At 56.5% G+C, this 18727-nt stretch carries 18 protein-coding genes, 2 rRNA genes and 1 riboswitch (1 of these 21 running past the window's edge); of the genes, 12 read left to right on the plus strand and 8 right to left on the minus strand.

Going from position 1 to position 18727, the window contains the following annotated elements:
• Both SK51_RS25825 and SK51_RS02750 read right to left on the minus strand, forming a co-directional pair.
• Positions 1-186: ribosomal RNA gene (locus SK51_RS25825) — 23S ribosomal RNA — on the minus strand (it extends 3365 nt beyond the left edge of the window).
• 199 nt (positions 187-385) lie between these two features.
• A 16S ribosomal RNA gene (locus SK51_RS02750) occupies positions 386-1927 on the minus strand.
• The 16S and 23S rRNA genes sit together here, the layout of an rRNA operon.
• Positions 1928-2484: 557 nt before the next feature.
• Here SK51_RS02750 and purH point away from each other — a divergent pair.
• Both purH and purD read left to right on the plus strand, forming a co-directional pair.
• Positions 2485-4074 carry a bifunctional phosphoribosylaminoimidazolecarboxamide formyltransferase/IMP cyclohydrolase gene (purH, locus tag SK51_RS02755; protein ID WP_023305249.1) on the plus strand — a complete coding sequence of 530 codons (1590 nt, stop codon included), beginning with the start codon at positions 2485-2487 and terminating at the stop codon, positions 4072-4074.
• A gap of 15 nt (positions 4075-4089) precedes the next feature.
• On the plus strand, positions 4090-5382 hold the full coding sequence (purD, locus tag SK51_RS02760; protein WP_022646714.1) for a phosphoribosylamine--glycine ligase: 1293 nt from the start codon (positions 4090-4092) through the stop codon (positions 5380-5382).
• 47 nt (positions 5383-5429) lie between these two features.
• Here purD and SK51_RS02765 read toward each other — a convergent pair whose 3' ends face one another.
• The 6 genes from SK51_RS02765 to nudC all read right to left on the minus strand — a co-directional run bounded on the left by SK51_RS02765 (position 5430) and on the right by nudC (position 9782).
• Complete coding sequence (locus tag SK51_RS02765; protein WP_022646713.1) at positions 5430-6122, minus strand: DUF1481 domain-containing protein; 693 nt, start codon at positions 6120-6122, stop codon at positions 5430-5432.
• Positions 6123-6133: 11 nt separating this feature from the next.
• Positions 6134-6406, minus strand: a complete 273-nt coding sequence (hupA, locus tag SK51_RS02770; protein WP_002445246.1) for a nucleoid-associated protein HU-alpha — start codon at positions 6404-6406, stop codon at positions 6134-6136.
• A 186-nt stretch (positions 6407-6592) separates the two neighbouring features.
• Entirely contained in the window at positions 6593-7183 is a 591-nt protein-coding gene (locus tag SK51_RS02775) for a YjaG family protein (protein WP_022646712.1), read from the minus strand.
• Positions 7184-7224: 41 nt separating this feature from the next.
• The gene (gene nfi / locus SK51_RS02780; RefSeq protein WP_003862312.1) at positions 7225-7896 is read right to left on the minus strand and encodes a deoxyribonuclease V; all 672 of its coding nucleotides are present in this window, start codon (positions 7894-7896) and stop codon (positions 7225-7227) included.
• Positions 7897-7905: 9 nt separating this feature from the next.
• Positions 7906-8970 carry a uroporphyrinogen decarboxylase gene (gene hemE, locus SK51_RS02785; RefSeq protein WP_023299076.1) on the minus strand — a complete coding sequence of 355 codons (1065 nt, stop codon included), beginning with the start codon at positions 8968-8970 and terminating at the stop codon, positions 7906-7908.
• 38 nt (positions 8971-9008) lie between these two features.
• Complete coding sequence (nudC, locus tag SK51_RS02790; RefSeq protein WP_022646710.1) at positions 9009-9782, minus strand: NAD(+) diphosphatase; 774 nt, start codon at positions 9780-9782, stop codon at positions 9009-9011.
• Positions 9783-9877: 95 nt separating this feature from the next.
• On the opposite strand from nudC, the gene SK51_RS02795 reads away from it, so the two are divergent.
• From SK51_RS02795 to SK51_RS02840, 10 genes are all read left to right on the plus strand, one after another.
• Positions 9878-10375, plus strand: coding sequence for an Rsd/AlgQ family anti-sigma factor (locus SK51_RS02795; protein WP_023299075.1), 498 nt, complete (start codon positions 9878-9880; stop codon positions 10373-10375).
• Between the two features lie 54 nt (positions 10376-10429).
• Positions 10430-10539, plus strand: a riboswitch (TPP riboswitch).
• Between the two features lie 78 nt (positions 10540-10617).
• Positions 10618-12513: a phosphomethylpyrimidine synthase ThiC gene (gene thiC, locus SK51_RS02800; RefSeq protein WP_023299074.1), complete on the plus strand. Its 1896-nt coding sequence runs from the start codon at positions 10618-10620 to the stop codon at positions 12511-12513.
• Entirely contained in the window at positions 12513-13154 is a 642-nt protein-coding gene (gene thiE / locus SK51_RS02805; RefSeq protein ID WP_023305246.1) for a thiamine phosphate synthase, read from the plus strand. Before thiC ends, thiE begins: the two co-directional genes overlap by 1 nt.
• Positions 13141-13896: a thiazole biosynthesis adenylyltransferase ThiF gene (gene thiF, locus SK51_RS02810; protein ID WP_023305245.1), complete on the plus strand. Its 756-nt coding sequence runs from the start codon at positions 13141-13143 to the stop codon at positions 13894-13896. Before thiE ends, thiF begins: the two co-directional genes overlap by 14 nt.
• Entirely contained in the window at positions 13880-14080 is a 201-nt protein-coding gene (gene thiS, locus SK51_RS02815; RefSeq protein ID WP_023305244.1) for a sulfur carrier protein ThiS, read from the plus strand. Before thiF ends, thiS begins: the two co-directional genes overlap by 17 nt.
• 1 nt (position 14081) lies before the next feature.
• Positions 14082-14849: a thiazole synthase gene (gene thiG, locus SK51_RS02820; protein ID WP_023299071.1), complete on the plus strand. Its 768-nt coding sequence runs from the start codon at positions 14082-14084 to the stop codon at positions 14847-14849.
• A complete protein-coding gene (gene thiH / locus SK51_RS02825) occupies positions 14849-15982 on the plus strand; it encodes a 2-iminoacetate synthase ThiH (RefSeq protein ID WP_022646704.1) in 1134 nt (377 codons plus the stop codon). The genes thiG and thiH overlap by 1 nt, the downstream gene beginning before the upstream one ends.
• Positions 15983-16315: 333 nt before the next feature.
• On the plus strand, positions 16316-17857 hold the full coding sequence (locus SK51_RS02830) for a sensor domain-containing diguanylate cyclase (RefSeq protein ID WP_023305243.1): 1542 nt from the start codon (positions 16316-16318) through the stop codon (positions 17855-17857).
• Between the two features lie 180 nt (positions 17858-18037).
• Complete coding sequence (locus tag SK51_RS02835) at positions 18038-18346, plus strand: PTS sugar transporter subunit IIB (RefSeq protein WP_010425948.1); 309 nt, start codon at positions 18038-18040, stop codon at positions 18344-18346.
• Positions 18346-18663 carry a PTS lactose/cellobiose transporter subunit IIA gene (locus SK51_RS02840; RefSeq protein ID WP_032676715.1) on the plus strand — a complete coding sequence of 106 codons (318 nt, stop codon included), beginning with the start codon at positions 18346-18348 and terminating at the stop codon, positions 18661-18663. The genes SK51_RS02835 and SK51_RS02840 overlap by 1 nt, the downstream gene beginning before the upstream one ends.
• Positions 18664-18727: the final 64 nt, after the last annotated feature.

Genomic DNA, 18727 nt, shown 5'->3' on the forward strand with positions numbered 1-18727 from the left:
CCCGGTTCGCCTCGTTAACCTATGTATTCAGTTAACGATAGTGCAACGGATTGCACTGGGTTTCCCCATTCGGACATCGCCGGGTCAAAGGTTCATATCACCTCGCCGGCGCTTTTCGCAGATTAGCACGTCCTTCATCGCCTCTGACTGCCAGGGCATCCACCGTGTACGCTTAGTCGCTTAACCTCACAACCCGAAGATGTTTCACTTCTGATTGCGAAAATTTGAGAGACTCGAACACACCATTAAAGATGTGTCGTTTCAATTTTCAGCTTGATCCAGATTTTTAAAGAGCAAAACTTCTTAATGCACTCGAAAGTACATTCAGAAGTTCATCATTCATCAGACAATCTGTGTGGACACTACAAAGGCAGGTTCTTTAAGGTAAGGAGGTGATCCAACCGCAGGTTCCCCTACGGTTACCTTGTTACGACTTCACCCCAGTCATGAATCACAAAGTGGTAAGCGCCCTCCCGAAGGTTAAGCTACCTACTTCTTTTGCAACCCACTCCCATGGTGTGACGGGCGGTGTGTACAAGGCCCGGGAACGTATTCACCGTGGCATTCTGATCCACGATTACTAGCGATTCCGACTTCATGGAGTCGAGTTGCAGACTCCAATCCGGACTACGACGCACTTTATGAGGTCCGCTTGCTCTCGCGAGGTCGCTTCTCTTTGTATGCGCCATTGTAGCACGTGTGTAGCCCTACTCGTAAGGGCCATGATGACTTGACGTCATCCCCACCTTCCTCCAGTTTATCACTGGCAGTCTCCTTTGAGTTCCCGGCCGGACCGCTGGCAACAAAGGATAAGGGTTGCGCTCGTTGCGGGACTTAACCCAACATTTCACAACACGAGCTGACGACAGCCATGCAGCACCTGTCTCAGAGTTCCCGAAGGCACCAAAGCATCTCTGCTAAGTTCTCTGGATGTCAAGAGTAGGTAAGGTTCTTCGCGTTGCATCGAATTAAACCACATGCTCCACCGCTTGTGCGGGCCCCCGTCAATTCATTTGAGTTTTAACCTTGCGGCCGTACTCCCCAGGCGGTCGACTTAACGCGTTAGCTCCGGAAGCCACGCCTCAAGGGCACAACCTCCAAGTCGACATCGTTTACGGCGTGGACTACCAGGGTATCTAATCCTGTTTGCTCCCCACGCTTTCGCACCTGAGCGTCAGTCTTTGTCCAGGGGGCCGCCTTCGCCACCGGTATTCCTCCAGATCTCTACGCATTTCACCGCTACACCTGGAATTCTACCCCCCTCTACAAGACTCTAGCCTGCCAGTTTCGAATGCAGTTCCCAGGTTGAGCCCGGGGATTTCACATCCGACTTGACAGACCGCCTGCGTGCGCTTTACGCCCAGTAATTCCGATTAACGCTTGCACCCTCCGTATTACCGCGGCTGCTGGCACGGAGTTAGCCGGTGCTTCTTCTGCGGGTAACGTCAATCGACAGGGTTATTAACCCTGTCGCCTTCCTCCCCGCTGAAAGTACTTTACAACCCGAAGGCCTTCTTCATACACGCGGCATGGCTGCATCAGGCTTGCGCCCATTGTGCAATATTCCCCACTGCTGCCTCCCGTAGGAGTCTGGACCGTGTCTCAGTTCCAGTGTGGCTGGTCATCCTCTCAGACCAGCTAGGGATCGTCGCCTAGGTGAGCCGTTACCCCACCTACTAGCTAATCCCATCTGGGCACATCCGATGGCAAGAGGCCCGAAGGTCCCCCTCTTTGGTCTTGCGACGTTATGCGGTATTAGCTACCGTTTCCAGTAGTTATCCCCCTCCATCAGGCAGTTTCCCAGACATTACTCACCCGTCCGCCACTCGTCAGCGAAGCAGCAAGCTGCTTCCTGTTACCGTTCGACTTGCATGTGTTAGGCCTGCCGCCAGCGTTCAATCTGAGCCATGATCAAACTCTTCAATTTAAGTTTGATGCTCGTGAATTAAACTTCGTAATGAATTACGTGTTCACTCAGAGACTTGGTATTCATTTTTCGTCCGAGGACGTTAAGAATCCATGTCACTTTGAGTGCCCACACAGATTGTCTGATAAATTGTTAAAGAGCAGTGCAACGCGGCTTTCGCTCACCGTTGCGAGGTGGCGTATATTACGCTTTCCTCTTTCAGAGTCAACCCGTTATTTCAGGATTTTTCTCTTCAACCGACCGGGTAGTCTGTGAAGTGATTCACATCCGCCGTGTCGATGGAGGCGCATTATAGGGAGTTCTCCGCAGGCCGCAACCGCTAAATGACAGAAAAATGACTGACTGCTGCATTCCCCAGCAAAACCCCGCCTTATACCCTTTTATACACAGAGTTATCCACAGCGCTTCGAAAAAGTGAAAATATGCGAGCGTTGCGCAAACGTTTTCGTTAAAATGCTCGCGCTTAACAAGGAGGCCTCGTCAGGTGTGTTAGATGAGTTTTTCGCTGGAAAATTCATCTAACGCTCTCTGTAATCGTGAAATCCAGGGGATTTACCATGCAACAACGTCGTCCAGTCCGCCGCGCTCTGCTCAGTGTTTCTGATAAAGCCGGTATCGTCGAATTCGCTCAGGCACTTTCCGCACGCGGTGTGGAGCTGCTTTCTACAGGCGGTACCGCTCGCCTGTTAGCAGAGAAAGGTCTGCCGGTAACCGAAGTGTCCGACTACACCGGTTTCCCGGAAATGATGGATGGACGCGTCAAAACCCTGCACCCGAAAGTGCACGGCGGCATTCTGGGTCGTCGCGGTCAGGACGACGGCATTATGGAGCAGCACAATATTGCCCCCATCGACATGGTTGTCGTTAACCTCTATCCCTTCGCCCAGACCGTCGCCCGCGAAGGCTGTTCTCTGGAAGATGCCGTAGAGAACATTGATATCGGCGGCCCGACCATGGTGCGCTCCGCAGCCAAGAACCATAAAGATGTGGCCATCGTAGTGAAGAGCAGCGACTACAGCGCCATTATTAATGAGATGGACGCCAACGAAGGGTCCCTGACGCTTGATACGCGTTTCGACCTCGCCATCAAAGCCTTCGAACACACCGCCGCGTACGACAGCATGATCGCCAACTACTTCGGTAGCCTGGTTCCTGCCTACCACGGTGAAAGCAAAGATCCATCTGGTCGCTTCCCGCGCACCCTGAACCTGAACTTCATTAAGAAGCAGGATATGCGCTACGGCGAGAACAGCCACCAGCAGGCAGCCTTCTATATAGAAGAAGAGGTGAAAGAAGCCTCTGTTGCGACTGCTCAGCAGGTACAGGGCAAAGCCCTCTCTTATAACAACATTGCCGATACCGACGCCGCGCTGGAATGCGTGAAAGAGTTCAGCGAGCCGGCCTGCGTTATCGTCAAACACGCCAACCCATGCGGCGTCGCAGTAAGCACCTCCATTATGGATGCCTACGATCGCGCCTACAAAACCGACCCGACCTCCGCGTTCGGCGGCATTATCGCCTTCAACCGCGAGCTGGATGCGGAAACCGCGCAGGCCATCATCTCCCGTCAGTTTGTCGAAGTGATCATCGCGCCATCCGCATCCGAAGAAGCGCTGAAAATCACCGCGGCGAAACAGAACGTGCGCGTGCTGGTTTGCGGCCAGTGGGCAGAGCGCGTGCCGGGCCTGGACTTCAAGCGCGTGAACGGCGGTCTGCTGGTTCAGGATCGCGATTTGGGTATGGTGACAGAAGCCGACCTGCGCGTGGTCACCAAACGTCAGCCGACCGAACAGGAGCTGCGCGACGCGCTGTTCTGCTGGAAAGTGGCGAAGTTCGTGAAGTCTAACGCCATTGTTTACGCCAAAGAGAACATGACCATCGGGATAGGCGCAGGCCAGATGAGCCGCGTTTACTCTGCGAAAATCGCGGGTATTAAAGCAGGTGACGAAGGTCTGGAAGTCAAAGGTTCCGCCATGGCCTCTGACGCCTTCTTCCCGTTCCGCGACGGTATCGATGCGGCCGCTGCTGTGGGCATCACCTGTGTGATCCAGCCTGGCGGTTCAATCCGTGATGACGAAGTGATTGCCGCTGCCGACGAACACGGCATCGCAATGATCTTTACCGACATGCGCCACTTCCGCCATTAATTTCCGGAGCAGAAAATGAAAGTATTAGTGATTGGTAATGGCGGGCGCGAGCACGCTTTGGCGTGGAAAGCAGCGCAGTCTCCGCAGGTTGAAACCGTCTTTGTGGCACCGGGTAACGCCGGTACCGCACTGGAGCCCGCGCTACAGAACGTCGCCATCGGCGTAACCGATATCCCGGCGCTGCTGAGCTTTGCCCGGAACGAGAATATCGATCTGACGATTGTGGGCCCGGAAGCGCCGCTGGTGATCGGCGTTGTAGATGCCTTCCGCGCCGCGGGCCTGAAAATTTTCGGCCCAACGGAAGGTGCCGCACAGCTGGAAGGTTCAAAAGCCTTCACCAAAGATTTCCTCGCGCGTCATAACATCCCGACGGCGGAATATCAGAACTTCACCGAGGTTGAGCCTGCTCTGGCTTACCTGCGTGAAAAAGGCGCGCCGATTGTGATTAAAGCCGACGGTCTGGCTGCCGGGAAAGGCGTTATCGTGGCGATGACCCTTGAAGAAGCGGAAGCCGCTGTGCAGGATATGCTGGCGGGTAACGCCTTTGGCGATGCGGGCCACCGCATCGTGATTGAAGAGTTCCTCGACGGCGAAGAAGCGAGCTTTATCGTGATGGTTGACGGCGAGCACGTCCTGCCGATGGCCACCAGCCAGGATCACAAGCGCGTAGGCAATGCCGACACGGGTCCAAACACCGGCGGGATGGGTGCTTACTCCCCTGCTCCGGTGGTCACTGACGAAGTACACCAGCGCACCATGGACCGCATCATCTGGCCAACCGTAAAAGGGATGGCGGCGGAAGGCAATACCTACACCGGTTTCCTCTACGCAGGCCTGATGATCGACAAGCAGGGTAACCCGAAGGTGATTGAATTCAACTGCCGCTTCGGCGATCCGGAAACTCAGCCGATCATGCTGCGCATGAAGTCCGATCTGGTTGATCTGTGTCTGGCGGCGTGCGAAGGCAAGCTGAATGAGAAAACTTCCGAGTGGGACGAGCGTGCCTCTTTAGGTGTGGTGATTGCTGCGGGTGGCTATCCGGGTAGCTACAACACCGGGGATGAGATCCACGGCCTGCCGCTGGAAGAGATTGACGGTGCGAAGGTGTTCCACGCCGGTACAAAGCTCTCTGACGATGACCGCGTGCTCACTAATGGTGGACGCGTGCTGTGTGCGACCGCGCTGGGTCATACCGTGGCAGAGGCGCAGAAGCGCGCCTATGCGTTGATGGCGGATATTCACTGGAACGGCAGCTTCAGCCGCCAGGATATCGGCTATCGTGCCATTGCGCGGGAGCAGGGGGAGTAATTTCCCCCTCACCCTAACCCTCTCCCTCAAGGGAGAGGGGACTTAAATCAAAAACTCTTTTCTGTCGGCTGCCAGGTGCAGAAATCTTCGTTCGCCACCAGCAACAGCTGAGAGCCTTCCGGCGCTTCCAGCCATGCCACACTCACCTCCACAGATGAATGCCGCTGACGACGCTGAATGTGTTCGGTTGCCCAGGATTCAAGCTCAGGTTTCACTGTCTGCCCTTCGCAGGTGGTCACCGTGCCGTCGGCATGCCAGCGCCCCTGGCGCAGCACCACGCGGCCCTGACGCAGCGCATCGCTGGTCTGGCGAAGTTGTTCAGCACGGTAGCGGTAGAGCGCGACCTGATCGCTGGAAAGCTGCTGTTTCAGTCCACTGACCTCATGCTGCATAAAGCTCAGCTCGCCGTGGTCGTCAAAACGCACCTTCACGTGTTCGGGAGTCTTACTGTAGATATTCAGTTCAATGAGCGACAGCGCATCGCCCTGCCAGCGGTATTCTGCGGTCGAGGTATTGCCGTTATGCCACGGACTGAACGCGGTAAGCATATGCACTTCATCGCTGGAATCTTTGCGCCAGATCCTGACCGCACCTTGGTTGTCAGCGTAGCCGCTGGCGGTAAACGGGGGGAGTGAGGAATCATGACTACAGGCAGACAGCAACAGTACGCCTGCCAGCGCGAGCGGTCCACGCCAGAATGACAAAAGGGGCGTTGCCGCCCCTTCGTTAAAACTGTTCACTGCCACGCGTCTTACTTAACTGCGTCTTTCAGTGCTTTACCAGAAACAAATGCCGGCACGTTAGCTGCGGCGATTTTGATTTCTTTACCGGTCTGCGGGTTGCGGCCAGTACGCTCAGCGCGGTGGTTCACTTTGAAGGTACCGAAACCAACCAGTTGTACAGCATCGCCTTCTTTCAGAGACTCAGTAATAGCAGCCAGGGTAGATTCCAGAGCAGCTTTAGCCTGCACTTTAGACAGATCAGCCTTGTCCGCAATTACATCAATCAGTTGAGTCTTGTTCATAAGTTATCCTTTCAATGTGTTTATCGCTTGCTAAGCATCGAGTGCGACGAAAATGCCAAAAAAGCACTCTCCTGCATACACGCACCGATAGCCACTTTTTTTCGCCCCCCAAATGTAGACCAGACGGGGGGCGAAAGGGAAGAGTCGAGGAGTGACAAAACAGGCGTTAAATCACGTTTTGTTGTCTCATTGGTTAAAAATTATACCAATATTGCTCTCGCCGGCCTCGCGCAGGTCCGCGCGAAGCCCTTTGATCAGCTCAATATCACGTTCTTCACACTCCGCCAGCAGACGGAAAATTTCCCACTGAATATCCCATTCCTGTTCAACCGCCGGGTTAGCACGCAGCTCTTCGTCGGTCATTTCACGGCCTTCCTGGGTCATTTCCAGCATCGCGACGGTGGTGATGGATGCCTTACTGACTTCAATGGCGTGCTCCAGGGTTTCACCGCTCAGACGGGAGTGGATCAGCTCGCTCAACGCCACACAGGCATCGATAGCCGGGTAGACGCCATACAGGTCGTAATCGTCCGCCGCCGGAATTGCCTCTTCCAGCTTTTCAAGCTGAGAGTCGAAGTTTACCTTTGCGTCTTTGACCGTCAGCGTCTCCCAGATCAAATCCAGGATACGTCGATAAATCTGGCCTTCGCCAAACTCCGTTTGCTTACAGAACGCGGCATAGTTGGGGTACATGCGCTCGCACAGGCAAGCCATAAACGTCACGTGCTGCCAGCTTTCCAGCTTCTCAAGGCGCAGATGAATCGGGTTTTGTAACATGATGATGTCTCGAATCGAAAATTAGCCGCAGTTTACCTGAATCACGGCTGAATTTCCTGCCAACGAATGAATGCCGGACGTGAAGAGGCAACGGCGTCAGCCCAGCGGGTAGGCTCAGGTAAGCGGTAGCCCTTCATACAGCGCTGCACCCACGCCAGCGCGCTGTCCATGCTCACCCGATGCCCGGTGGCAATAAACAGCGGATTACAGCGCGCTTTACTGCGCCAGACCCACGCCAGCTGCTCGCCTTTATGGATAAGCGGCGCCAGCGCACCCGGTTCGGCAGAGAGCGGCTCAAACGCACCGCACAGGCGTTTTTTCGCCACGCCGATGGTCGGCACGTCTACCAGCAGACCAAAGTGGCTGGCGACGCCTAAGCGACGCGGATGGGAGATACCGTGCCCATCAACAAACAGCAGATCGGGTTTTTGCGAGAGTTGCTCCCACGCGGCCAGCAGCGCGGGATATTCGCGGAAGGAGAGAAAGCCGGGGATATAGGGCATGGTGGTGGCGATACGCGCCACCTTGTACTCCACCAGCTCCAGCGACGGGTATTTCAGCACCACCATCGCCGCTCGCGTCACTTCACCGCCCTGCTCAAACCCGACGTCCGCCCCGCCAATGTACCGCGGAGGGTCCGTATCCAGACGATCCTCGCGGATCACCGATGAAGCCAGTTCGATTTGCTGAGCGCGTAGCGACGCGAGATCCATAACCACTCCTTACTTGTGATACTGGGCAGAAAGCCGATGCACCGCCTCCACAAATACGCCAGCGTGTTCTGGCGGTACATCCTGATGAATACCGTGACCGAGGTTGAAGACGTGGCCTTCACCCTGGCCGAAACCAGACAGTATAGTCGACACTTCTTCTTCGATACGGGCAGGCTGCGCATAGAGCATGGACGGGTCCATGTTGCCCTGGAGCGCCACTTTATCCCCCACACGACGACGCGCATCGGCAATATCAGTGGTCCAGTCGAGGCCCAGCGCATCACAGCCGGTGGCCGCCATCGCTTCCAGCCACTGACCGCCGCCTTTCGTAAACAGCGTTACCGGCACGCGACGGCCTTCGTTTTCACGCAGCAGACCATCGACAATTTTGTGCATGTAGTACAGGGAGAACTGCTGATAATCACGCCCGGTCAGCACGCCGCCCCAGGTGTCGAAAATCATCACCGACTGCGCGCCCGCTTTAATCTGCGCGTTGAGATAGAGCGTGACGCTCTTCGCCAGCTTGTCGAGCAGGGCATGCAGGGCCTGCGGCTCTGCGTACATCATCTTTTTGATGACGGTAAAGGCTTTGCTGCTGCCACCTTCCACCATGTAGGTTGCCAGCGTCCACGGACTACCGGAGAAGCCAATCAGCGGCACGTCGCCTTTGAGCTCGCGGCGGATGGTGCGCACGGCGTTCATCACATAGCCCAGCTCGCCTTCCGGATCGGGGATCGGCAGCTTATCAACGTCGGCTTTGCTTTTGATCGGTGAGGTAAAACGCGGCCCCTCGCCGGTTTCGAAATAGAGCCCAAGGCCCATCGCGTCCGGAATGGTAAGAATGTCCGAAAAAAGAATGGCGGCATCGAGGGGGAAGCGGCGCAGCGGCTGGAGCGTCACCTCACAGGCCAGTTCGGCGTTTTTGCACAGCGACATAAAATCGCCCGCCTGCGCACGCGTGGCTTTGTACTCTGGCAGATAGCGTCCCGCCTGGCGCATCATCCACACCGGGGTGACATCAACGGGCTGGCGCAGCAGCGCACGCAGATAACGATCGTTCTTCAGTTCGGTCATTTTGCAGTTCCTTATTGCGTCAGTCCGTCAGTGTAACACTACTCATACTCGGCCCGACACATTGCCACGGTATCTTCTATCAGGCGACGCGCCACCGTTCCCGGCGGGGGCAGCAGCGGTAAATCGTCGTAGCGATACCAGTTCGCCTCCAGCAGCTCTTTCTGATCGATAACAATCTCGCCGCTGTCGTATTCCGCCATAAACGCGGTCATCAGGGACATCGGGAACGGCCACGGCTGCGACGTCACATAGCGCAGGTTTTTCACCTTAATGCCGCTCTCCTCCATCACCTCGCGCGCCACCGCCTGTTCCAGCGTTTCGCCGACTTCCACGAACCCGGCGAGGACGGTGTGAATGCCGTTGCGATGGCGGGTATGCTGCGCCAGCAGGATGGAATCATCACGGCGGATGGCGACAATGATGCACGGTGCGATTTGCGGGTAGTAACGTTCACGGCAGTGGCCGCAGAGCAGCGCCCATTCGGTTTTGCTCGGGTGCATGGTGTGGCCGCAGTAACCGCAGTATTTGTGCGAGCGGTAAAACTCCGCCAGCTGTACGCCGCGCCCCGCCAGCTGGAACAGGCCGACGTCCAGATCCAGCACCTGACGTACGGATCCCATATCCTGACGGCGCGCCTGTTGGATCAACCACACGGGATCGCCCTGCCACTCGCCGATCTTCAGCGCGGACTGGCCCACCAGATCGAACGTTTCCGCGGCACCGTAGGGCAACTCTCCTGAGGGCAGCCATAATTTTTGTTCGTGGCTGACGATCCACCAACCCAGATCTGATTTTTCAATAATACGATCCATATCTATTGCACTACCTTCGCTTCACTGACATGTTGTTAGCATTGTGGTTACATTTTGGATAAGCAGATCCCATTTTAAACCTTATGGAGTCGACCATGTTAAACCAGCTGGAAAGCCTGACTGAGCGCGTTGGAGGAAGTAACACCCTGGTGGATCGCTGGCTACATGTGCGCAAGCATCTCCTTGTGGCGTATTACAATCTGGTTGGTCTTAAGCCTGGCAAAGAATCCTTTATGCGACTCAATGAAAAAGCGCTGGACGACTTTTGTCAGAGCCTGGTCGACTACCTCTCCGACGGCCATTTCAACCTTTATGAACGCATTATCCGCGAAATGGAAGGGACAACGCCGTATTTAGCGGCCAGTAAACTCTGTCCGTTGCTTGAAGCCAACACCCAGCAGATCATGGACTACTACGATTCCACGCTTGAGAACGCTATCGATCACGATAACTATCTTGAGTTTCAGCAGGCGCTTTCCGACCTTGGCGAAGCACTGGAAGAGCGATTCACGCTGGAAGACAAGCTCATCGCCCTCGTGCTGGACAACAACCTGACTATCAGCACCAGCGATAACGTTGCGCGCCCTGCTTGAGTTCTTAATCGTTAACGAGTAATTTACAACCATTCGCCCCTCTGCGGAGGGGGATTTTTCTTGTCGGAGTGCCCAGTGTGAAAGCACGGGCTGAGACCGTTAATTCGGGATCCGCGGAACCTGATCAGGTTAATACCTGCGAAGGGAACAAGAGTCACACTGCTGTTGTATCGCCTTCGGGCGATCTTCTCTTGCTTCATCCGTCGTCTGACAAGCCATGTCCTTCACATCTGGAATGAGCTATGTCTACAACAAAACTGACCCGCCGCGAACAGCGCGAACACGCACAACGCTTCATCGACACCCTGGAAGGCACCGCTTTCCCGAACTCAACGCGCATCTACATCACCGGTTCACAGGCCGATATCCGCGTGCCGATGCGCGAAATCCAGCTCAGCCCGACGCTTATCGGCGGCAGCAAAGAGCACCCGCAATTTGAAGACAACGAAGCCGTGCCGGTGTATGACACCTCCGGCCCGTACGGCGATCCTGATGTTGCTATCAACGTGCAGCAGGGTCTGGCAAAGCTTCGCCAGCCGTGGATTGACGCCCGTAACGACTGCGAAGAACTGAGCGTGCGCAGCTCGGCGTACACCAACGCGCGCCTGGCCGACGACGGTCTGGACGAGCTGCGCTTTACTGGCCTGCTGACGCCGAAACGCGCTAAAGCGGGCAAATGCGTAACCCAACTGCACTACGCGCGACAGGGTATCGTCACGCCGGAGATGGAGTTCATCGCCATCCGCGAAAACATGGGCCGCGAGCGCATTCGCAGCGAAGTGCTGCGCCACCAGCATCCGGGTGAAGGGTTTGGCGCTCGCCTGCCGGAGAACATCACGCCGGAATTCGTGCGTGATGAAGTAGCCGCCGGGCGCGCGATTATTCCCGCCAACATCAACCACCCGGAATCCGAGCCGATGATTATCGGCCGCAACTTTCTGGTGAAGGTCAACGCCAACATCGGCAACTCTGCCGTCACCTCTTCCATCGAAGAAGAGGTGGAAAAGCTGGTCTGGTCGACGCGCTGGGGCGCGGACACGGTGATGGACCTCTCCACCGGCCGTTACATTCACGAAACCCGCGAATGGATCCTGCGTAACAGCCCGGTTCCGATTGGCACCGTCCCGATTTATCAGGCGCTGGAGAAAGTAAACGGTATCGCCGAAAACCTCACCTGGGAAGCGTTCCGCGACACGCTGCTGGAGCAGGCGGAACAGGGCGTGGACTACTTCACCATTCACGCGGGCGTACTGCTGCGCTACGTGCCGATGACCGCGAAGCGTCTGACCGGTATCGTCTCTCGCGGCGGTTCGATTATGGCGAAATGGTGCCTTTCCCATCATCAGGAAAACTTCCTCTACGAGCACTTCCGCGAAATCTGCGAGATCTGCGCCGCTTATGACGTTTCTCTGTCTCTGGGCGACGGCCTGCGTCCTGGCTCCATCCGTGACGCGAACGACGAGGCGCAGTTTGCCGAGCTGCACACGCTGGGCGAGCTGACCAAAATCGCCTGGGAGTACGATGTGCAGGTGATGATTGAAGGCCCGGGCCATGTGCCGATGCAGATGATCCGCCGCAACATGACCGAGGAGCTGGAGCACTGCCACGAAGCACCGTTCTACACCCTGGGGCCGTTGACCACCGATATTGCGCCGGGCTATGACCACTTCACTTCCGGGATCGGCGCGGCGATGATCGGCTGGTTCGGCTGCGCCATGCTCTGCTACGTGACGCCGAAAGAGCACCTCGGGCTGCCAAACAAAGAGGACGTGAAGCAGGGGCTGATCACCTACAAAATTGCCGCCCACGCGGCGGATCTGGCGAAAGGCCATCCGGGCGCGCAAATTCGCGACAACGCCATGTCCAAAGCGCGCTTTGAATTCCGCTGGGAAGACCAGTTCAACCTGGCGCTGGATCCGTTCACCGCCCGCGCCTACCACGACGAAACCCTGCCGCAGGAATCGGGCAAAGTCGCGCACTTCTGCTCCATGTGTGGGCCGAAGTTCTGCTCGATGAAAATCAGCCAGGAGGTGCGCGACTACGCCGCCGCGCAGACCATTGAAGTCGGCATGGCAGACATGTCCGAAACCTTCCGCGCCAAAGGCGGCGAAATCTACCTCAAAAAGGAGGAGGCGTAATGTACCAGCCCGATTTCCCACCTGTCCCCTTCCGCTTAGGGCTTTACCCGGTGGTGGACAGCGTGGCGTGGATAGAGCGCTTGCTGGAGGCAGGCGTTCGCACCCTCCAGCTGCGCATCAAGGATAAACGCGACGAAGAGGTGGAGGCCGACGTGGCCGCCGCTATCGCGCTGGGACGTCGCTACCACGCCCGCCTGTTTATCAACGACTACTGGCGGCTGGCGGTTAAACACCAGGCGTATGGCGTGCATCTGGGACAGGAAGATCTGGAAACGACCGATCTCAACGCAATCCGTAACGCCGGTCTGCGGCTGGGCGTTTCCACCCACGATGATATGGAGATCGACGTGGCGCTGGCGGCCCGCCCCTCCTACATCGCCCTCGGCCACGTTTTCCCGACGCAAACCAAACAGATGCCGTCTGCCCCACAGGGTTTGGCTCAGCTGGCAGCCCACGTTAAGCGCCTTGCCGATTACCCCACCGTCGCCATCGGCGGGATCAGCCTTGATCGTGCGCCCGCCGTGCTGGAAACCGGCGTCGGCAGTATCGCCGTCGTCAGCGCTATCACCCAGGCCGCAGACTGGCAGACCGCCACCGCACGGCTTTTACAACTGGCAGGAGCAGGCGATGAAAGATCGTGATTTTATGCGCTACAGCCGCCAGATCCTGCTGGAGGATATCGCCATTGACGGGCAGCAAAAGCTGCTCGCCAGCCGGGTACTGATTGTCGGTTTGGGTGGCTTGGGCGCGCCCGCCGCGCTGTATCTGGCCGGGGCGGGCGCGGGAACGCTGGTACTGGCCGATGACGATGAGGTACACCTCAGCAACCTGCAACGGCAAATCCTCTTCACGACAGAAGATGTTAACCAGCCTAAAGCACAGGTTACGCGCAAGCGGCTGAACCAGCTTAACCCCGATATTGAACTGGTGGCGCTCCAGACGCGGCTGAGCGGAGAAGATCTGCAACGCGAAGTTGCCCTTGCCGACGTGGTGCTGGACTGCACGGACAATATGGCAACGCGTCAGGCCATTAATGCGGCCTGTGTTGCACAGAACACGCCGCTGATCACCGCCAGCGCGGTCGGTTTCGGCGGGCAGATAATGGTGCTTACGCCGCCGTGGGCGCAGGGCTGCTACCGCTGCCTGTGGCCGGACGAGGCTGAACCGGAGCGTAACTGCCGCACGGCTGGCATTCTTGGGCCGGTGGTGGGCGTGATGGGTACCCTTCAGGCGCTGGAAGCCATCAAGTTGCTCAGCGGCATGGAAACAGAGCGCAACACGCTCCGGCTGTTCGACGCCCGTTCCAGCGGCTGGCGCCATCTGGCGTTAAACCGCGCCAACCGCTGCCCGGTATGCGGAGGCCGCGATGCGCATTCTGTTTAACGATGAGCCGATGACGTGCGACGACGATCTCACCGTTGCCGCCCTGCTCGACACGCTGCGCCAGATGAAGCCGGGAACGGCGCTGGCGCTCAATCAACAGATCCTGCCGCGCGAGCGGTGGGAACATCAGCAGGTCAATGAAGGCGACCAGATCCTGCTGTTTCAGGTTATCGCTGGGGGCTGAGATGTTACGTATTGCCGACAAAGTCTTTGATTCACATCTGTTTACCGGAACCGGAAAATTCGCCTCCCCGCAGCTAATGGTGGATGCTATTCGTGAAAGCGGCAGCCAGCTGGTGACGCTGGCGATGAAGCGCGTGGATCTGCGTCAGCACAACGATGCCATACTTGCGCCGTTACTGGAGGCAGGCGTGACGCTCTTACCCAATACCTCCGGTGCGAAAACGGCCGAGGAAGCAATTTTCGCTGCGCATCTGGCCCGGGAAGCGCTCGGCACCTGCTGGCTGAAGCTGGAAATTCACCCGGACGCCCGCTGGCTGTTGCCCGATCCGATCGAAACCCTGAAAGCGGCAGAGACGCTGGTGCAGCAGGGATTCACCGTTCTGCCCTACTGTGGTGCCGATCCCGTGCTGTGTAAGCGTCTGGAAGAGGTCGGCTGCGCGGCCGTGATGCCGTTAGGGGCGCCCATTGGCTCCAACCAGGGACTGGAGACCCGCGCGATGCTGGAGATCATCATCGAGCAGGCGACCGTGCCCGTGGTGGTGGATGCGGGCATCGGCGTACCCAGTCACGCCGCGCAGGCGCTGGAGATGGGGGCCGATGCGGTGCTGGTCAATACCGCGATTGCGGTGGCCGACGACCCGGTGATGATGGCGCGTGCGTTCCGCCTTGCCGTGGAGTCCGGTCTGCTGGCACGACAGTCCGGCCCCGGCTCGCGCAGCTTTCAGGCGCAGGCCACCAGCCCGCTGACCGGTTTTCTGGAGGCACTCTGATGGCTACCTTTACCGATCGCTGGCGTCAGCTTAACTGGGACGATATTGCCTTACGCATCAACAGTAAAACCTCTGCGGACGTAGAGCGGGCATTAACAGCCCGGCATGTGACCCGCGAGGATTTGATGGCCCTGCTTTCTCCGGCTGCCAGCGCATACCTTGAACCGATGGCGCAGCGCGCGCAACGCCTCACCCGCCAGCGCTTTGGCAACACGGTGAGCTTTTACGTGCCGCTTTATCTCTCTAATCTGTGCGCCAACGACTGCACCTACTGTGGCTTCTCAATGAGCAACCGCATTAAGCGTAAAACGCTGGATGAGCATGAGATCGCCCGCGAGTGTGCGGCTATTCGTGAGATGGGTTTTGAACATCTCTTACTGGTGACGGGTGAACATCAGGGCAAAGTGGGGATGGACTATTTTCGCCAGCATCTTCCGGCCATCCGCCGCGAATTTGCCTCATTGCAAATGGAAGTGCAGCCTCTGTCGCAAGAGGAATATGCGGAACTGAAAACCCTTGGGCTGGACGGCGTAATGGTTTATCAGGAAACCTACCACGAGGCGACCTATGCCCGGCATCACCTGAAAGGGAAGAAGCAGGATTTCATCTTCCGGCTGGAAACGCCGGACAGGCTGGGGCGCGCCGGTATCGATAAAATTGGGCTGGGCGCGCTTATCGGTCTGTCCGACAGCTGGCGGGTTGATTGCTATATGGTGGCAGAGCATCTGCTGTGGCTACAGCAGTACTACTGGCAAAGCCGCTATTCCATCTCATTCCCACGGCTGCGTCCGTGTACGGGAGGCATTGAACCCGCCTCGCTGATGGATGAGCGCCAGCTGGTGCAAACCCTGTGCGCATTTCGCCTGTTCGCGCCGGAAGTGGAATTGTCGCTCTCCACGCGTGAATCCCCCGCGTTTCGCGACCGCGCGATCCCTCTGGCGATCAACAACGTCAGCGCCTTTTCCAAAACGCAGCCGGGCGGTTACGCGGACGATCGCCCGGAACTGGAACAGTTTGCACCGCACGACGGACGACGGCCCGACGCGGTGGCGGAAGCCCTGACTGCACAGGGGCTACAGCCCGTGTGGAAAGACTGGGACAGCTGGCTGGGAAGAGCTTCGCATTTGCGCTGAAACCGCCTGCAAAAACGCGGAAAGGTTAAGAGACGGCTCGTAAGATCAACGCCGGGCGATTGAGGAGATCTGCCCGGTTTTATTAGGATTAACCACGTCAGCAACGGACGCTGACCAGGGTGAAAATGCTTCTTCCTCGTTTCGCCCTGCCCTCCGCCCCTTAAACAAAATTTCAATTGATAAAATAAATACGTCGTTTCTTATCTACTCTTAAGATAAATCAACCCGTCGGAAATCGCTTTCTGTATAATTTACTACCAGCAATCTGACAGCGACTATGCTGAGGATATCGACAGACGCAACGCGTCTACCATCTGGATTGATGCACAACTCATGGCACTCCACAGTAAAAAGCTCTCTTTCACCCGACCAATTATGGTCAGCTTCGCGGGGATTCTGTTCAGTTTCGCGATAATCGCGATCCTGGTCATCCTTTCACAACGGAAGGATTTTATTGAGGATTATCATAAAATTAATGGTAACTTCACCCATAATCTGGCGGTGAACTATACCGAATCCATTCTGCGAGAAAACGACTATATTCTTGGTCGCGCTGCGATGTACTACGCCCGTGACGACAGAGTGAATCAGACGATAAATATCGATCCAGCACAGGGTTTGCAGATGTTAATGCATTTGCAGAACCTGATGCCGACGGTGTCGTCTATCTCTCTGGCGGACACCGAAGGGCACCATCTGCGCGCGCCGGAAGTACTGCCAACGGAGAAGAGTAGGTCGTTCGACGCACGAACACGCCCATGGTTTATCGGGCAAGCGGAAGCCAGCAACTTTCCTCACTACACCCGCCCCTATCTGGACTATTTCACCCAACATCCTACGGTCACCCTCTATAAACCGGTCATTTCACCGGAAGGCCGTCTGAAGGGCACGCTCGCTTTCCATCTTGATTTAACCTCCATGGGGTATACCTTGCGCCAGATGGTGGCACCGGTTCAGGGTGAGTTTTTTGTCGTGGAACGTGACGGCGCCGTTGTGCTGCATCCGGACACGGGGGCGCTCTTTAAGCAGTACGTAAGCGAAGCGCTGATGGACAAAATGACCAGCGGCGAAGGGCATCTTTTCGACCCCAAAAGTAAAACCTGGTATTACTACTACTCTTTCACCAATCCGGACTGGTTTGTGATTTATCGGGTCTCCGATGCCACGCTTTCCGTCATCACCCGGCATGAAACCACCGTCGTCGGCTGGGGATTTGCGCTGGCGGCAATCATCATCATTCTGTTCGGGCTCTACCTGCGCCATGCCTCGCGTTCTGTGCTGATGAACATTATCAACGCCATCAAAACCGGAGACGTCAATCAGGCGCCACGACTTGAGGCGATGCTCAGCCATACCATTCGAACCAATAAGGAACGTGAGATGGCCTATGTCCGTCAGGCCACCCATGATGCGCTGACAGGCTGCAAGAACCGCCGTGCTTTCGACAACGATGTGGATGAGCTGCTGACCGCTCATCAACCCTTCGTTCTGGCGCTGGTCGATATCGATAACTTCAAATCTATTAACGACACCTGGGGCCACCTGAGCGGGGATATTGTTCTGCGCAGCGTGGCGCGCGAAGGTATTCAGATCATGCAGCCGCACCACGTTTCCGTTTACCGCTACGGTGGGGAAGAGTTCGGGGTGATTTTCCCGGCCGAGCTGATGAACTCCGCGCACGCGCTACTGGAAGCCTGGCGCACCGCCGTGGAAAAACGGACCTGGCGGGAAGAGAACCTGCGAGTAACCTTCAGCGCGGGGGTGGGAGAGTGGCACTTCGAACCGCTGGAACAATTTATCGGCAACGTAGATGAAGCGCTGTATACCGCTAAACAACAGGGTAAAAACCGCATCGTAAGCACGGCTAGCCGATAATACCCTTCCTGAAATTCCGCCCGTTAAGACGGGCAGAATGCTTTCATGTATAAAATTGTAACCGGTTTCAGAAAAATGCCGATTTCTTTGTGATGCCTGACACACAATCGCGGTAAAGCGGTTGTTGAAGCGGTCTGCGCGGGATAATTATCAATAAACACATGTAGATCGAGGCTGACTATGAAGAACATCGTTTTATGCTGTGCAGCGGGAATGTCAACCAGCATGCTGGTTCAACGTATGAAAGATGCCGCGCAGAAAAAAGGAGTCGAAGTAACCATTAAAGCCGTTCCGGTCGCGGAGTTTAAAGATAACATCGCGACGGCTGATATCGTATTACTGGGGCCACAGGTTAAATACGAACAGGCAAAACTCCAGGCGCAGGCCGATCCGCTCGGAAAAAAGGTCGCGGTTATCGACATGATGGATTACGGCATGATGAAAGGTGATGCCGTACTGGAAAAAGCGCTCAAGCTGCTGGAGTCATAATGGAAGACTTAGAAACCACAATCATGGAGCTACTGGTCAATGCAGGTGCGGCGCGCAGTGCGGCCCTGACAGCGTTGCAGATGGCGCGAAAAGGTGACTTTGACGAAGCCAAGAAAGCGATGGAAGAGTCGCGTGAATATGTGAAACATGCGCATACGATCCAGACGCAGCTCATCGGTCTTGACGAAGGGACCGGGAAACTTCCGGTTAACCTGATCACCGTTCACTCTCAGGATCACCTGATGAACGCGATGGTCATTCAGGATCTGGCGGGCGATATGATTGAGCTTTATCGACGCATCCCGTTAGTGAATTGAAGACATACAGACGTAAAAAAACCCGCCGAGGCGGGTTTTTTATTGTCGGGTGGCGCTGCGCTTA

The sequence above is a fragment of the Enterobacter sp. MGH85 genome, assembly GCF_001037655.1.
GTDB lineage: Bacteria > Pseudomonadota > Gammaproteobacteria > Enterobacterales > Enterobacteriaceae > Enterobacter > Enterobacter intestinihominis.

Excerpts from the sequence above, each read along its gene's own strand:
- purH (WP_023305249.1), top strand. The coding sequence starts at position 2,485 with ATGCAACAACGTCGTCCAGTCCGCCGCGCTCTGCTCAGTGTTTCTGAT.
- purD (WP_022646714.1), top strand. The coding sequence starts at position 4,090 with ATGAAAGTATTAGTGATTGGTAATGGCGGGCGCGAGCACGCTTTGGCG.
- hupA (WP_002445246.1), bottom strand. The coding sequence starts at position 6,406 with ATGAACAAGACTCAACTGATTGATGTAATTGCGGACAAGGCTGATCTG.
- SK51_RS02775 (WP_022646712.1), bottom strand. The coding sequence starts at position 7,183 with ATGTTACAAAACCCGATTCATCTGCGCCTTGAGAAGCTGGAAAGCTGG.
- nfi (WP_003862312.1), bottom strand. The coding sequence starts at position 7,896 with ATGGATCTCGCGTCGCTACGCGCTCAGCAAATCGAACTGGCTTCATCG.
- hemE (WP_023299076.1), bottom strand. The coding sequence starts at position 8,970 with ATGACCGAACTGAAGAACGATCGTTATCTGCGTGCGCTGCTGCGCCAG.
- nudC (WP_022646710.1), bottom strand. The coding sequence starts at position 9,782 with ATGGATCGTATTATTGAAAAATCAGATCTGGGTTGGTGGATCGTCAGC.
- SK51_RS02795 (WP_023299075.1), top strand. The coding sequence starts at position 9,878 with ATGTTAAACCAGCTGGAAAGCCTGACTGAGCGCGTTGGAGGAAGTAAC.
- thiC (WP_023299074.1), top strand. The coding sequence starts at position 10,618 with ATGTCTACAACAAAACTGACCCGCCGCGAACAGCGCGAACACGCACAA.
- thiE (WP_023305246.1), top strand. The coding sequence starts at position 12,513 with ATGTACCAGCCCGATTTCCCACCTGTCCCCTTCCGCTTAGGGCTTTAC.
- thiF (WP_023305245.1), top strand. The coding sequence starts at position 13,141 with ATGAAAGATCGTGATTTTATGCGCTACAGCCGCCAGATCCTGCTGGAG.
- thiS (WP_023305244.1), top strand. The coding sequence starts at position 13,880 with ATGCGCATTCTGTTTAACGATGAGCCGATGACGTGCGACGACGATCTC.
- thiG (WP_023299071.1), top strand. The coding sequence starts at position 14,082 with ATGTTACGTATTGCCGACAAAGTCTTTGATTCACATCTGTTTACCGGA.
- thiH (WP_022646704.1), top strand. The coding sequence starts at position 14,849 with ATGGCTACCTTTACCGATCGCTGGCGTCAGCTTAACTGGGACGATATT.
- SK51_RS02830 (WP_023305243.1), top strand. The coding sequence starts at position 16,316 with ATGGCACTCCACAGTAAAAAGCTCTCTTTCACCCGACCAATTATGGTC.
- SK51_RS02835 (WP_010425948.1), top strand. The coding sequence starts at position 18,038 with ATGAAGAACATCGTTTTATGCTGTGCAGCGGGAATGTCAACCAGCATG.
- SK51_RS02840 (WP_032676715.1), top strand. The coding sequence starts at position 18,346 with ATGGAAGACTTAGAAACCACAATCATGGAGCTACTGGTCAATGCAGGT.